The organism is Clostridium sp. LS (assembly GCF_002760435.1).
Lineage (GTDB): Bacteria > Bacillota > Clostridia > Clostridiales > Clostridiaceae > Clostridium.
Genome location: NZ_AUUU01000057.1, coordinates 1 through 14,975 on the forward strand (window position 1 = coordinate 1; position 14,975 = coordinate 14,975).

Annotated in this window: 17 protein-coding genes and 3 pseudogenes; 9 read left to right on the forward strand and 11 right to left on the reverse strand. The window is 30.2% G+C overall.

The features are described from left to right. Positions 1–160: 160 nt before the first annotated feature. From COL3_RS14555 to COL3_RS14580, 6 genes are all read right to left on the reverse strand, one after another. On the reverse strand, positions 161–919 hold the full coding sequence (locus COL3_RS14555) for a MurR/RpiR family transcriptional regulator (protein ID WP_008425318.1): 759 nt from the start codon (positions 917–919) through the stop codon (positions 161–163). Positions 920–1,043: 124 nt separating this feature from the next. Then, the gene (gene bioA / locus COL3_RS14560; RefSeq protein ID WP_035283643.1) at positions 1,044–2,387 is read right to left on the reverse strand and encodes an adenosylmethionine--8-amino-7-oxononanoate transaminase; all 1,344 of its coding nucleotides are present in this window, start codon (positions 2,385–2,387) and stop codon (positions 1,044–1,046) included. A gap of 26 nt (positions 2,388–2,413) precedes the next feature. Further along, entirely contained in the window at positions 2,414–3,094 is a 681-nt protein-coding gene (gene bioD / locus COL3_RS14565) for a dethiobiotin synthase (protein WP_008425320.1), read from the reverse strand. Between the two features lies 1 nt (position 3,095). Then, on the reverse strand, positions 3,096–3,692 hold the full coding sequence (locus COL3_RS14570; RefSeq protein WP_008425321.1) for a biotin transporter BioY: 597 nt from the start codon (positions 3,690–3,692) through the stop codon (positions 3,096–3,098). 219 nt (positions 3,693–3,911) lie between these two features. Further along, positions 3,912–4,478, reverse strand: a complete 567-nt coding sequence (locus COL3_RS14575; protein ID WP_008425323.1) for a hypothetical protein — start codon at positions 4,476–4,478, stop codon at positions 3,912–3,914. Between the two features lie 389 nt (positions 4,479–4,867). After that, on the reverse strand, positions 4,868–5,317 hold the full coding sequence (locus tag COL3_RS14580; protein WP_008425324.1) for a hypothetical protein: 450 nt from the start codon (positions 5,315–5,317) through the stop codon (positions 4,868–4,870). A 330-nt stretch (positions 5,318–5,647) separates the two neighbouring features. Between COL3_RS14580 and COL3_RS14585 the strand changes: the two genes are divergently transcribed. Together COL3_RS14585 and COL3_RS14590 are read left to right on the forward strand one after the other, a co-directional pair. Then, a complete protein-coding gene (locus COL3_RS14585) occupies positions 5,648–5,875 on the forward strand; it encodes a hypothetical protein (RefSeq protein WP_008425326.1) in 228 nt (75 codons plus the stop codon). Between the two features lie 107 nt (positions 5,876–5,982). Next, the gene (locus tag COL3_RS14590; RefSeq protein WP_008425330.1) at positions 5,983–6,306 is read left to right on the forward strand and encodes a hypothetical protein; all 324 of its coding nucleotides are present in this window, start codon (positions 5,983–5,985) and stop codon (positions 6,304–6,306) included. A 61-nt stretch (positions 6,307–6,367) separates the two neighbouring features. Here COL3_RS14590 and COL3_RS14595 read toward each other — a convergent pair whose 3' ends face one another. Then, a complete protein-coding gene (locus tag COL3_RS14595) occupies positions 6,368–6,790 on the reverse strand; it encodes a pyridoxamine 5'-phosphate oxidase family protein (protein WP_008425332.1) in 423 nt (140 codons plus the stop codon). A gap of 121 nt (positions 6,791–6,911) precedes the next feature. On the opposite strand from COL3_RS14595, the gene COL3_RS14600 reads away from it, so the two are divergent. Beyond that, positions 6,912–7,856, forward strand: coding sequence for a YafY family protein (locus COL3_RS14600; RefSeq protein ID WP_008425334.1), 945 nt, complete (start codon positions 6,912–6,914; stop codon positions 7,854–7,856). Between the two features lie 123 nt (positions 7,857–7,979). Beyond that, positions 7,980–8,621 carry a DUF4397 domain-containing protein gene (locus COL3_RS14605; RefSeq protein WP_008425336.1) on the forward strand — a complete coding sequence of 214 codons (642 nt, stop codon included), beginning with the start codon at positions 7,980–7,982 and terminating at the stop codon, positions 8,619–8,621. A gap of 301 nt (positions 8,622–8,922) precedes the next feature. Here COL3_RS14605 and COL3_RS14610 read toward each other — a convergent pair. Beyond that, positions 8,923–9,093: pseudogene (locus COL3_RS14610) on the reverse strand (transcriptional regulator); the annotation flags it as partial. A gap of 296 nt (positions 9,094–9,389) precedes the next feature. Here COL3_RS14610 and COL3_RS14615 point away from each other — a divergent pair. The 3 genes from COL3_RS14615 (at position 9,390) to COL3_RS14625 (ending at position 13,031) form a co-directional block, all read left to right on the forward strand. Then, complete coding sequence (locus tag COL3_RS14615) at positions 9,390–10,163, forward strand: aldo/keto reductase (RefSeq protein ID WP_008425339.1); 774 nt, start codon at positions 9,390–9,392, stop codon at positions 10,161–10,163. 569 nt (positions 10,164–10,732) lie between these two features. Beyond that, on the forward strand, positions 10,733–11,308 hold the full coding sequence (locus tag COL3_RS14620) for a hypothetical protein (RefSeq protein ID WP_008425341.1): 576 nt from the start codon (positions 10,733–10,735) through the stop codon (positions 11,306–11,308). A gap of 409 nt (positions 11,309–11,717) precedes the next feature. After that, positions 11,718–13,031 carry an FAD-dependent oxidoreductase gene (locus COL3_RS14625; RefSeq protein WP_008425343.1) on the forward strand — a complete coding sequence of 438 codons (1,314 nt, stop codon included), beginning with the start codon at positions 11,718–11,720 and terminating at the stop codon, positions 13,029–13,031. Between the two features lie 139 nt (positions 13,032–13,170). Here COL3_RS14625 and COL3_RS29705 read toward each other — a convergent pair whose 3' ends face one another. The 3 genes and pseudogenes from COL3_RS29705 to COL3_RS14640 form a co-directional block, all read right to left on the reverse strand. Beyond that, positions 13,171–13,458, reverse strand: coding sequence for an EamA family transporter (locus tag COL3_RS29705; RefSeq protein ID WP_347474376.1), 288 nt, complete (start codon positions 13,456–13,458; stop codon positions 13,171–13,173). Positions 13,459–13,515: 57 nt separating this feature from the next. Then, positions 13,516–13,953 (reverse strand): GNAT family N-acetyltransferase, encoded by a 438-nt coding sequence (locus COL3_RS14635; protein ID WP_008425348.1) that lies wholly within the window; start codon positions 13,951–13,953, stop codon positions 13,516–13,518. A 164-nt stretch (positions 13,954–14,117) separates the two neighbouring features. Further along, positions 14,118–14,477, reverse strand: a pseudogene (locus COL3_RS14640) (Rrf2 family transcriptional regulator); the annotation flags it as partial. A 3-nt stretch (positions 14,478–14,480) separates the two neighbouring features. On the opposite strand from COL3_RS14640, the pseudogene COL3_RS14645 reads away from it, so the two are divergent. Next, positions 14,481–14,645 (forward strand): annotated as a pseudogene (locus COL3_RS14645) (FMN-binding protein); the annotation flags it as partial. Between the two features lie 15 nt (positions 14,646–14,660). Then, the gene (locus COL3_RS14650) at positions 14,661–14,837 is read left to right on the forward strand and encodes a 4Fe-4S binding protein (RefSeq protein ID WP_035283646.1); all 177 of its coding nucleotides are present in this window, start codon (positions 14,661–14,663) and stop codon (positions 14,835–14,837) included. Positions 14,838–14,975 lie beyond the last annotated feature (138 nt).

A 14,975-nucleotide genomic window follows, 5' to 3' on the forward strand; every position in this document is an offset into this window, starting at 1 on the left:
ACGCTCGCTGAGTAAGCGATTCACACCAAATCATAGATTTGGGTTCTCTGCTCATCAGCAGATTGCCCTAATAGGCCCGCTATGAGACCAATCTACTTCCTTGCCTGATGAAAAATAATCGTGGCATTTTGGACTTGTTATTTTCTTTCACGTGCCTTAACTATTTACTTTCTTTTTTTGTTTCTTCATAATATCTATAAATTAAGTACTCCATAAACATGAGCATATTTGCAAAAAACGAGTTAGGCAGTACATTACTGTCATCTAATTTATGCATATCAAATATCTTAAAGGAAATATCCGAAAGAGCTGAGATACTGTTTTCAACTTCCTTTGTAAATGAAACCACTACTTTATTTTTCTTCTTCGCCATTTGAACCTTATCTAATACTTCTTTAGTCTCTCCAGATTTTGATATTACTATTAGTGTTTCCATATCTTCCAGATTATTTTCAAAGCTGCCCTTAGAATCTATCAATATGCTCTTTACCCCTATACCAAGCATTTTTTTATTAAAGTATTCCCCAGCAATTTCAGAGTAGCCTCTTGCATAAATAAAAATATACTTCCGAGTTCCTCTTGCTAGTATTTCAATAAATCTTTTTACATGTTCCTCATCTATATATTTAGATAAAAAATTAATATCCGTGCCTATTAATGCTTCTGATTTTTCTACAATTCCAGTATTACTACCATCTATTAGAGGAGTTATATTATAAATCATATCAATAAATCCTGTAAAACCTAATTTTTTCGAAAGTCTCATAATTGTTGAGGTAGATGTATAGTTTGCTGAAGCAATTCCTCTAACTCCAATCTCCATCACACTATCAATATTATTAATTACATATTCTAGTACCTGTTCTTCTATAGGTGTAATCTTTTTATTATTAACTATCTTACTTAAATCAACCTTCATCGCTTAATCATCCTCTAATCAGTATATGGATTTCTATAAATAATTTACTAATAGTATTGTAATACATAACTATATTATTAATCAACTTGACCATTAAATGCTCTGATAAACTGCTTAATAGTAATCAATATCTTAATATTTCTTCTATTGACTCCTTGCAGATTGAAACTGCTTTATCTATTTCTTCTTCATTAATAATTAATGGTGGATTAAAATATAATACATTTCCTAAAGGTCTTAAAATCAAGCCTTTATTTAATGCCCTTTTATATACTTCGTATCCTATTCTAAGCTCTGGATTATAGCCTGCTTTCGTCTTCTTATCTTTTACTAGCTCCATTGCATTAATAAGTCCAATACTTCTTATTTCGCCTATGTGTGGATATTCTAGTAATGCGTCTTTTAATTTATTATTTAAATAATTTGCTCTTAACTTTGCCTTTTCCAATATAGCTTCTTCTTTTAATATCTTTTGAACTGCTAGAGCTGCAGAACATCCTAAGGGATTTCCACTGTAGGTGTGGCTATGCATAAAGGCTTTTCCTTTATTGTAATCATCATAGAATGCATTGTAGATTTCATCTGTTGTGATTGTTATTGCCATAGGCATATATCCTCCTGTTAATCCTTTTGAAACACACATAATATCTGGACTGACATCTGCATGGTCAAAAGCAAACATTTTTCCCGTCCTTCCAAAACCAGTTGCAATTTCATCTGCAATAAGAAGCACCTTGTACTCATCACATAGTTTCCTCAATTTTTTTAAATATATAGATGGATATATTCTCATTCCTGCACTTCCCTGCAGAAGTGGCTCAACAATTATTGCACAAGTCTCCTCACCATATTTATTAAAAGATTTTTCTGCATGCTCAAAGCATTCTGCGCTACAACAATCTCTTCTTTTATTATAAGGACATCTATAACAATCTGGAGCCTCCACATGAATTGTATCCATTAACATAGGTTTATACATTTTAGCATATAAATCCATACTTCCAACAGATAGTGCTCCAATTGTCTCACCATGATACCCTTCACTTAAACACATAAATTTTGTTTTCTTTTTATTTCCAGTTTGATATTGATACTGAAAGCCCATCTTTAATGCACACTCAACAGATGCAGAACCGTTATCTGAAAAATTAAATTTTGTAAGTCCTTTAGGAATAATTTCAATTAACTCCTCACAAAGTTTTATTGCTGGTTCATGAGAAAAGTTAGCAAAAATAACATGTTCTAAGTTATCAAGCTGATTTTTAATATACTCATTTATTGTTGGATTGCAATGTCCAAGTAAATTGCACCACCATGAACTTACAATATCTATATATTCCTTGCCGTTCTTATCATATAAATAAATTCCTTTTCCATGATCAATTATAATTGGCTTTAATTTTTCATAATCTTTCATCTGTGAACATGGATGCCATATATATTTTAAATCTTTTTCCACTAAGTTCATTTTCATTCTCTTTCCTATTTTAAAATTTACTCAAAGACTTTTAATAATTTTTCAGTACTGATGTTTAAAACTTCCTCATTCTCTTTTACCGTTGCAATTACTGGAATTCTAGTAATTGCCTCTATCATTTTTTTATTATCTTCATGAAGTATATTGCCTCTAGTATAATGATTTAATATAATTCCTTTTATTGATATATTCCTATTTTTTAAATATTCCACTGTAAGAACCACATAATTAATTGTGCCAAGTCCTGCATCTGCAATAATTAAAGTTGAAAAGCCTAATTCTTTTATTATATCTTCAAGCAGAATCTTTTTATGGTCATATCTTATAGGGCATACTATTCCACCGCTGCCCTCCATAACTAAATAATTATATTTTAATAAAGCGTTATTAAAGTCTTCTTTGACTTTTCCCATTTCAACTGGATTTCCTTCTATTTGGGCTGCTAAGTGTGGTGACACAGCTTCTTTATATACGTATGATACAAGGTTGTCCGTATTTTCATTTATATTTGCAATTCTTTTTACATAACATGCATCACCTGGAATTAATCCATTTTCTGTGATCTCAGCCCCACTTAATGCTGCTTTATAGTAACCTGCATTAATCCCATCATCTCTTAACTTTTTTACTATAAGCGCTGCCACAAATGTTTTCCCTATATCTGTACCTGTTGCAGTAATAAAAATCTTCTTGTTCATCCTAAACTCCCCTATATGAAAGTTTTTTAATTGCTGGAATAAGACGTTTATAAAGATGTGCACACAGTATGCAAAGTAAAATATCTCCTGGTACAGCTAAAATAAAACAATATAAAAACAGTGGCCATAATCCAATTGGAGTATTAATTACATAGTTACAAATTATATAGTAGTAAATCATCCCGATTCCATAAACGATAGCTAGTCCAATAAAGTTACCGCTTAAAATTTCGGTAAAAGTAGGATTTGATTTCCTATTTACAATCTTTCCTGTAACATAACTTGCGATATAAAATCCAATTAAATATCCAAAACTCGGTTTAAATATATATCCAATTCCTCCTCCTTCAGAAAAAATCGGTAATCCCATAAGCCCAAGCAAGATATACATTAAAACACTATAAGCCCCTATTCTCCCTCCAAGTATAAGGCCTGCCATAGTAGTAAATAAAAATTGAAGAGTAAAAGGTAATACTGGTATTGGAACCTTAATAAATGCACCTAATATAATTAAAGCTGTAAAGATTGCGCAAAAGACTAATTGATGTGTTGATATTTTTCTATTATTTTGTATTATGTTTATTCTTTCATTTTCCATTGTTCCCCACCTCCAAACCCAATATATACCTTTTATTAATAATTGTCAACCATGTTATATCTGAGAGTTAACAATTATGGTGATGATTTTAATTTACATAAATATATATAACATCATTAAAATTCCTGTTATAAACACTCTTAAATAACAAAAGCTCCATATTGAATTATAAAATCTTTAAGATTCTATAAATCAATATAGAGCATTATCATTATTTATTTACTTACTATTGGCATCCCCTTTTGCATTTTGATCTGCAGCCTGTCTAACAACAATTTTTGAAATTGTTTCTTTTTCTTTATCTGAATATGTTATTGAAAGTATATCACCAACTTTAATATCACTAGCTGTAAGTGTTTTAGCATCTGTATTTTGTTTTCCTCTGCTCATTGTGGTTATTTGTATTCCATCACTAACTGTAATATCTTTAGTTTCACCTGTATATTCTACTTGTCTATTAGCTTGTTTCATAGATGGCTGACCATCTTTATTATTATCTTGTGAAGTCTTTTGGTCACCATTTTGATTTGCATTTTTCTTATCTCCGCCTTGAGGTCTTTCTGGCGCCTTAATAAGTTTAAGTGTTATCTTATTTCCGTCTATACTTGATACCTCTCCTTGTAAATCTGCTGCTTGAAAGTTCTTTTGAGGAGCTGTTCCATCTTCAGTTGAAGCATTTTGACTGCCTTGAGCCGCTTGAGTCGTTCCAGTGCTAGTTTTGCTGCATCCAACCATTAATGTTGTTGTAATTACTATTCCAGTTAGTGCATAAATTATCTTTTTCATTCTAATTCCTCCATTGCAATATATTATGTGAGCTTCTTGCTAATATAATATTACAACAGCAATTTAACAGTTTTATCACAACTTTATTACAAATGTATTAATTCGAGATATTCTCATTCCTACCTTTCTCTGCAATAATGAGTAAATAATTATTGCACAAGTCTCCTCAAGATGCTTGTAATCTTCAATAATAAAAGCTTCATATTGAATTAATAAATTCTGAAGATTTTATAATTCAATATGAAGCATTATTCTAAATTAATATTATTTTTATTACTATTCAAGTAAGTACATAAACTATAATTTTTTTGATCGTTCCTTATTGTAAATATAATAGCCAGGACTGCTTCTTTACGCTTACTCCTAATTGACTATAAATACTCACTATTTTATGATTCTATAACAGGTTCTAAATCTTTAATAGTTAAAAAAATAAATGGTACAGTAATTCCAAATATACTCAAAACTGTATATAATGTAGCATTTTCTGGCTTGTACATTTTATATAATTTATTTAAGGCAAACAAGACAAGAATATAGTTAGCCAATGATAGTAGGGCACCTAATATTTCTATTCTATTAAATACACAAACAACAAGCGAAGCAACTGGAAGAAAAATTTCAATCCTTGGAATTTCAATATCAAAAACCTTTAAAGTTTTGATTAATTTACCTAAAGTGTAGTTTTGAGCTATAGGTATCCAAGCGATCCAAGGGTTTTCTAAACCTTGTTTTACAGCCATTTTATACAAAGAATACGCATAAACAATATACAAACCAATACCTATGATTACGAAAATAAAAAGAAGAAATCCTAAAATTGCTAAAAACTCGTACATAAATAACACCATCCTTTAATTATTATTACTGAAGTAATTTATTTTATAGAATTCTATTAATCAAATTGAAAAAATATGATAGTATACTATATTTATACATTTATGTTATTTGAGAAACCAATAAAAGTCAATGTGAAAAATTTACAATTTTTTTCACATTGACTTTGTTGCCAACCTCTCTCCTTACTCGTGTTCTTTTAAAATTTTGCATAGGAAAAAACTAATTATATATTATCGTTATTTGGTACAAAATATATAAAATAAGTTATAAAAGAATGAGATTTGTAGAATTATAATTTTATAAATATATTATAGGAAGGTGGTTATCACATGGAAGCAAATTTAACAATACCAAAGGAATTAATAGACACTCTTGAAGCAAATGGCGAAATAAGCATGACTGATGGAGTAAAAGAATTATTTATTCAATCTGTAGATGACAAAGAGGGTTATTCATATGTAAGTAGTACTAATGAAGAATTTGGCAGCAGCAGAGAGGCTGTTGAATGGGCACTAAATGAAATGGGTGGTTTTGATAATATTGTAGATTGGGAGTAATCTAAATTTCTTATATAGAAATAGCCACACCTTGGTAATTATAAAGTGTGGCTAAAGATCACTAAGAATTAGTAAAATCAAAATCCTAATAAAATGGAGGTGCTGTTATGAAAATAAAAAAATTTTCAATATTTCTTCTAATATCTCTTTTTATATTTCCTAAAATTCCACAAGCGCAACCAGTTCCTATTGCGACTACTTATACACAAGGTATCTATAATGTCACTCAATATACTGGGCAATATATTACAGCAAAACTGACAACTCCTGATAAGCCTCTTAGTGTAGCAGTAATTGATTCTAGTGGTAATCTAAATACATTTTTAAGATTTAGGAATCCAAATGAAATAGTAAAACTTGGCCCTATTCAAGAAGGAGATACTATAGCAATGGTCGGTACTGGAGAGATATCTTTTTCTCCATTTAAATAGTTTACTTATGTAGTGTTTAATTCAATTCTAAACACCATATGAATGTTTTTCATAAATTACATTAAAAAGTCAACTTACCAACATTACCATAGTTTACTGTAATCTCAGCTTCTTCAAAATGTACTTCATAAACTTCCATCATTGCTCCTGCCTTTTCAACTGTTGTTGCAAAATTTGGATACTTTTTAGTTATTCCATCTTTTATATCATAAACAGTTAAATCACTTTTTTTGATTGTTGCATTTTTAACTCTTACTATCCCAACAGTTCCATCTGGAATAGTTGTAAATGCTACTTTATTATTCTGTGAAATTTCCATTGTTTTTGGCGATTGTTTAAATGTTGGAAAATAAATAACATTGTTGTTTTGATTATCATAATAAAAAGTTATAATCCTAACATTTGGTATATCCTTCACTGAAGTTGCTAATGCAAATGTTGCAGTGTTTTCCATAGTTTTCTCAAATTCTTTTAAAAAATCCATTTTCATTCTCCTCTATAAATTTATTTGTCTCACAACACTTCTTTATTATATTCTAATAACCTTGACAACAATATGTCATAGTTATATGGTACAATAAAAATAAAAATTGCAGGTGATACAAATGAAAATAGATAGAATAATATCCATTATTATGTTACTTCTAGAACGTGAAAAAATTAGTGCCACTAAGCTTGCTGAAATGTTTGAAGTAACGCCTAGGACAATATATAGAGATATAGAAACAATAAACTTAGCTGGTATTCCTATTGTTACCTCCCCCGGTGTTAATGGGGGTATCGGTATCATGGAAGAGTTTAAGGTTGAAAAGAAACTTTTTACTATTTCTGATGTTACTTCTCTATTGATAGGCCTCGGAAGCTTGCATTCTACCATGACAAGTGAAGAAATTCTTAATACTAAAGCAAAAATCAAAGGTTTGATCCCTCATGATCAGATTACAAATATTGAATTAAGATCAAATCAAATTGTTGTTGATCATGCCCCTTGGATAGGAAATAGAAAGCTTAAAGTAAATCTCGATGAAATTAAAACTGCTCTTTATGAAAATAGATTAATAGCTTTTAAATATTCTGCTCAGAATGGAAAAAAGAGCGAAAGAAAAGTTGAACCTTATAGATTAGTACTAAAGGATTCAAGCTGGTATTTACAAGGCTATTGTACTGCAAGAAAGGATTTTCGTACTTTTAAGGTTTCTCGTATAGCATCACTTGAAATTTTAGAAGATATCTTTGTTGCCAGAAATTTTGATTATAAAGCTCTGGAGATATCTCCTAATATAAAGAAAAAACGTATCTTAGTCAAACTTCTCATTGATGAATCACTAAAAGATATGATATCAGAGTTCTGTGGTGAAGAGAATATAATGCCCTCTGTAAATGGTAAATTTATAGCCTCTTTTCCATTTACAGAAGATGATTATTCATATGGTATGATACTTCGCTTAGGCGACAAGTGTGAATGCCTGGAACCTGAGAACGTTCGATTGGAGCTTATAACGCGGATTGAAAATTTACTTAACATTTATAAAGACGAGAGAAAAAATTAATAATTTCTCCATAAAATTAACTTTTGGCTAGATACAATTTAGTATTATATCAAAACTAATCTGAACACTTTAATGTTTATTTCATATTATAAATATTGATTAATAATATGGAGGGGAACGTAAATGTTCTATTCTCAATATGATAAAATGACGGATTATTCTTACAGGTCTATGCAAATGAATTCCTATATTAGCGTATTCCATCTATCTCCTAATTCACCACCTGTGGATATTTATGCCAATGGAAATCTTATCATAAAAGGTCTTGCTTATAAGGAATTATCCAAATATCTGGCTGTCCCTCCTGGTAACTACAATATTAAGGTCTATCCTTCAGGACAAATGACAAACCCTGTTATAAATACAAATGTAACTATTCATGAAAATACTGCATTTAATGTTGCTGCTATAGGAACTCTTCCAGACATAAGTTTGTTTCCAATACCCGAACCAATGACTGCTCCAAATTCTGGCGGACCTTGTGTAAGATTTATTCATCTTTCTCCAAATGCGCCAGCAGTTGATATAAAATTATCTGATGGTACAATGGTATTTAATAATGTTGCATATAAAAACATTACAAAATACGTTTGTGTTCCTGCAGGAACATATACCTTAAATGTCAGCCCTACTGGCACTGATAATGTAGTATTAACAGTTCCAAATATTAGCTTAAGCCCCAACAATCACTACACAGTTTATGCAATTGGCTTAGTCGGAAAAACTCCAGCTTTAGAAGCAATAATAGTACCGGAACCAAGATAATAAAGTAGCGTAAAGATGTTATTTATATTAAAAAGTTCCCTACAAGATAACAATAGATTATTAATTACTACTGAAAATAATTAGAGCAATAGTCAATACTTTCAACTATTGCTTTAATTTATAAAGAGTCAAAATCCTTAGATTATTTTTTTAAGCTAACTCCATTTGTAGCAATTACTTCTTTATACCAATTGAAGGTCTTTTTCTTATATCTTTCTAAAGTTCCACTTCCGTCATCATTTCTATCTACATAAAGGACAACGCGAAAGTAAAGACATCTGAAGATGAACTGAGTTAGCATTTTTTGAGTAAGAACAGAATCGTTAAATGCTCTTTTTAACTCTGAAAATCTCATTACTTTATTGTGAGCTAAAAACCATATTATTGAAAGTTTCCACTTACCTAATATTATTCTTTGAGTTAATAGTAGTGGACATCCTTTTTCCCAATCATTAACTATCACATAGATCACCTTCTAAATTACTTTTTAGTAACTATACCACAAAAAAGTGCCTAATTTCAATATTCTTATTATTACCTTATACTAAATATAAATTAGTTAGCTAACTAAAAATATTAAAGCTAAAATTAGAATAAGCTTTAATCATTTCCAAAAATTGATACATTTTGTTTTATATGATGCAAAATCATTATCTATCCGTGGAAGAAAATATAAAAACCTAACTGTTAAAAAATTAGATGATTCAACATTTGCAAAATTCTTCAACTGATTATAAATTACTATTATTATATTGGAGGTACTATAAAATGAAAAAAATTCAACTTGGAAAATCAAGTATTAATGCATCTGTTATAGGTCTAGGCACCATAAATTTTGGTACGACTATTAGTGAGGATACTGCCTTTAAACTAATGGACAATTATGTTTTAAATGGAGGGAATTTAATAGATACAGCAAACAATTATGCAGCGTGGAATGGCGGAGATGGAAGTGAAAGTGAACAAACAATAGGTAAGTGGATAAAAAGAAATGGTAAAAATAAAGATCTTTTTATTGCAACAAAACTTGGTGCTTTGCCAAAAGAGGCTGGGAAAAGAGATTTTTCAGATATGCAGGGATTAAGTAGTTCTGTTATCATCGAAAGTGTTAATAAATCTTTAAATAACTTGAATGTAGACTGTATTGATTTATTATATTTACATGTTGATGATTTTAATACACCACAGGAAGAAACTCTTGGTACATTAAGTGAACTTATAAATAAAGGTTTAATAAAAGAAATTGGTTGTAGTAATTTTAGAACATGGCGCATAGAAAGTGCCCGAAATATATGCTTGAAAAATAACTATAAATTTTTTTGTGCTGTACAGCAGAGATTTAGTTATTTATCACCTACAATAGATTCAGATTTTTTTCCGCAAGTACCAGCTAACAGAGAGCTAGAAAGTTATATAAATTATCATAAAGATTTAACACTCATAGCATATTCACCTTTGTTAAGTGGACAATATAATACGGATAAAATAAAAAAAGATGAGTATAAAACATACTTTAATGAAATTAAATTAAAAAATTATTAAATGAACAAAGCGATCCTAATTCATATGTTCTTAATTATATAAATACTCAATTTGGTGGCAGTGTTGCTTTGTTTAGAACTTCTAAAGTTGATCATTTAAATACTATAATGCAGTCAGAATTTTTCAAGTAAGCCTCCAAATATTTGATTTGCAAAGAGAGGCTTAACCAACAAAAGTGAGTCAGCTTTAATTTAAAAGAATCTTACGAACTAATGGAACCTATATGATGGTCATTTATAAAAGAAAGCCCATCCATATAGGTTTTTTTGTATAATAATAAAGTGAGTTTAGTTATCTTAAAGACTGTTCTGATTGATAAATTCATAGCATTTTCATCTATTACTACTTTTCCAATATCTAATTATTAAAAATTAATTTTGCATAAAGATCCATGCCTAATAAGAACAAAGATTAAAACTCATTATATTCTTATACCCAATATTATTTTAGAACTTAAGTTTACTCTTTGTGTATATATCTACTTGGCACTAAGTAACACTTCTCAACGTCGCTAATATACTATTATAATGAGACTTATAACTACATCAAAATAAAGGAGCATCCAATAAATGTATAATAAACAATTTCCTTGTTGTCCTTACTACATGAATCAAGTAGCTCACCCCTCTTTTAATACAAATTGGAGAAATACAACACAAAGTTTTGCAGCCATTAGTGGTACCATTACAATGATTGAAGATTTTTATCCAACTCAAGATGATGAATCAGCAGGCTGCTATAAATTAATGTCACTCGAAAGCATCGACAGGGGGCCAGTAAATTTTGTGATATCCCCCGGAACTTATTTTGTAGATCATGAAATGGTAGTGGCTGGAGACGAGGTAACTGGATTTTTTGATGCAAACGCACCTGCTCTTCTTATTTATCCTCCGCAATATCCTGCAATTGTTATGTCCAAAAACACGGAAAATCAAAATGTTACTGTAGACTATTTTGACTATCAACTTATAAGTAGCGATGGAAATTTAAAGCTAAATATAGCCGAATCTACTGAGATAATTCTCACAAACGATCAGACCTTTAATAGATATCCAGGGAATAGAAACCTAATTGTTGTCTATGGTCCTACAACTAAGAGTATACCTGCGCAAACCACTCCATATAAAATCATTGTTCTTTGCTAAATCAATATATTTTATATTAGTGTATACAATTTGCTTACATCATACTTTTTCTATAAAAAAATGGGATTGCTTTTAAATGCTCAAAAATACTTAGCAAAAGCTTCCCATTTTCTTTTAAATTTTAATGCCGTACTACCCCACTCCTCATTTTACCCTCCAAAAATCTGAACCTTATAATTAATATAAAAATTATAATACAATTTAATTTAAACAAAATTTCAAAGCTTATTTTATTATAATAAGACTTTAAATTATTTAGTATATGATACAGTATTTTAGCTTTGGGCTGTTATGTACATATTACTCAAAATAAGAATAATAACTAGTATCTTTCGAGTTTTACGTATCACTTCTATCGTATTAGCAGCATAACATAAAGAAAAATACGTTTTAACAATGGAGGAAGAAAATGAGTCTAAATGGATTAACAGGTAGAGTAATAACCCCCTCAGATAGATTATATCCCACTTTAAGACTTGAATATAATCTATCAATTAACAAATTCCCATTAGCCATCGTTTATTGTTATACACCAACGGATGTATCCAATGCTATTAAATGGTGCAAAAAACACCATGTAGGACTTCGTATTCGCACAGGAAAGCATAATTATGAAGGCTATTCAACAGCTAATGACGTAGTAGTAATCGATACAACCCTTATGAACAAGATTGAGGTCAATACCGAAAATAATACTGTAAAAATTCAAGCTGGAGCACGACTAGGAAATATATACTCAATAACTTCGGAAAAGGGATATGCCTTTGATGGTGGAACATGTCCTACAGTTGGAATTTCCGGATTGGTACTAGGTGGAGGAATAGGTTTATCCTGTAGAAACTTTGGCTTAGTATCGGACAATCTTATAGATCTGCAATTGATTAATGCTGAGGGTAATCTGATAACTGCTAATAACTATATAAATCGTGACTTGTTCTGGGCCTGTCGAGGTGCAGGCGGAGGAAACTTTGGAGTGGCTACCAGCTATACTTTTATGCTTCATAAAGTAAATTATATTACTCTTATACAGCTCAAATGGAATAAACTTTCCAGAGAAAAGTTTATTAATCTATGGCAATGTTGGTTAAAAACTGCTGATAGAAGGATTAGTTGTTTTGCAGGCCTAAATAAAAATGGTATATATTTAAATGGATTTTTCTATGGAACTAAGCCTGAAGCTGAAAAGATTTTAAAAGAATTTCTATTACTTCCAGGTTTACTAGATGACTCTTTAATAGAATATGTGCCTTATATTGATGCCATTCAAGCCATTGGTGCTTTTTATGGGCCTCCTTATAGATTTAAGTCTACTGGAAGATTTGTTTATTGTCCTCTTGCTAAAACAGACATCAGAAACTTAATTAATTATGTGGACTGCAGTCCTGGAGATAATTGTTCTATAAGACTTTATTCTTTGGGCGGTAAGATAAAAGATTTCTCTAGTGATTATTCCGCTTATTTCTATAGAGACGCTAGTTATATTATTGGTATAACAGCAGATTGGAAAGAAAATGATAATGCTAATCTATTTACAAACTGGGTGTCACGAGTTTTCAACTATGTGGAGCCTCTGACAAATGGTTCTTATGTTAACTTCCCTTATTCTCAGCTTGAACATTATGGATATGAATACTATGGTGAAAATTATGATATCCTTAGAAAGATAAAGATGCTCTATGACCCTGAAAATGTTTTTAGATTTCCACAATCAATAAGACCTTAGAGCCAAATTCAAAAATAGCCTGCTGATTTTATTTAGAACCAGCAGACTATTCTTTTATATTACATCTCCTGTTACTTAGTAATCTAAGGATACTTCGAATCAAATAATAATATCTCCTCTTATAGCATATATATAAACATTATTTTAAATTAACAAAAATTAATCCTACTATACAACATACAATACCTACTATTTTATATAAACCAATGTGTTCTTTATAAAATAAAACGCCGATAATAATTAATAGCATCACCAATGAGACATTGGCAATGAGTGAGCCTTTACTAATGTTCCAGCCTACTCTATACATATAAAGATACCCTATTTCAACTTCTACAATTGCTAGCCCAAGAATATAATTGGTCCAATTTAATTTATGGATATCCGTTATAATCTTATTTGGCTTAGATGATAAACAATATTGGATGCAATAATTATAATAATTGGTATAATATAATTAAGTGGCATGATCAATCTCCTCACATTATAGTTGCTTTTCCATGTGAATATGTTCACAGAGTTCATCTAAATATATTTCTCCACTTGCAACATATCCTAATTTTTCATAAAAGCCTTGCGCTTTGCATTGGGCTGATAATTCGATAGTTATTCCCCCTAATGTTTTAGCTATATTCTCTAACTCACTTATAATTTTACTTCCAAGATGCAGCTTTCTATATTTCTCTAATACTGCTACTCTACCTATAATAAAGATACTATTATTTTCTCCAGGCAATAACCTTCCAGTACCTGCTGCTTTTCCATCTATAAATAATACTACATGAGGTACCTTATTATCCCATTCATCAAATTCATCTTTGAAACCTTGTTCTTTCATGAATACTTCTGTTCTAATATACTTTGCTTCTTCACACAATGAATTATAGTGTTTAATAGTTACTAAATTATTTTCTTCTAACATAACAATCCTCCTAAAACAAAAGCGTCTAAACATCACACTTTCAAAGGCCTGCGGCGTGATATTTAAACGCTTATAATTTTCTTTATCCGGCGACAAAGAAATAAATTTTTCTATTTATTTTCAAACTTATTATAACACTTTTATAAATAATTTCAATCGTAAGCTTACTTTGATTTAGTATTATTAAACCATTTAATAGTTGCTTTTCTATGCTCTTCAGGAATTTTATTCTTTAACTGATCATGCAGCCATGCTAATGTCTTATTGTTTAGATACTGTCTCATCTGATCTTCTGCTTCTAACATAACAACTTTTATTAGACAAGGACACTTTGTATGTGTATCAGGCAAGTTATCTTTATCTAACAACAGTTCCTTCTGCCTAATCTCTGCACACTGAAATAATGGTGAGTTTCCTTCTACTACCTCAACAATATTCCAAAATGTTATATTTTCTGGAGAAAGAGCTAACTCATATCCTCCATTTACACCTGGAATTGACTTCACGATACCTGATTTTTTTAGTGTAGTAAAGAAGTAATGGGTTATAACTATATGGGAACTGGATTTTTACTTGAAGGAACTGCTAAATTTTTAAGAGATGGAGATCACTTTAAGATGATGAGAGAAAAATACTCATTCCTAACAAGAGTATTAGAAGTTACAGTTAACTCTTGTAAGCAAACACTTTAATTAAAGGAAAAAATTATGCCTAGAAGAATTAATAAATCAGATTGTGTTGGTTGTGGAACTTGCCAAAAAGTCTATATTGTTGGGTGTATAGCACAAAAAGAAGATAGAAAAAGATTAATCAAAGAATCTGCATGCGTGGACTGTGGAGCTTGCCAATATGCTTGTCCCAAGAAATGCATATCCCGAAGTTAATCAAAAAGAGATGTCGCAACAGTGTTGAATAAATAATTTAAAATAACTAGTACATAAATTGAAATTACAATTGCCTGTACTAGTTTATTTAGCTTATATATAGAAATGAGAATACACATAAATTTTATGTAGTATTCT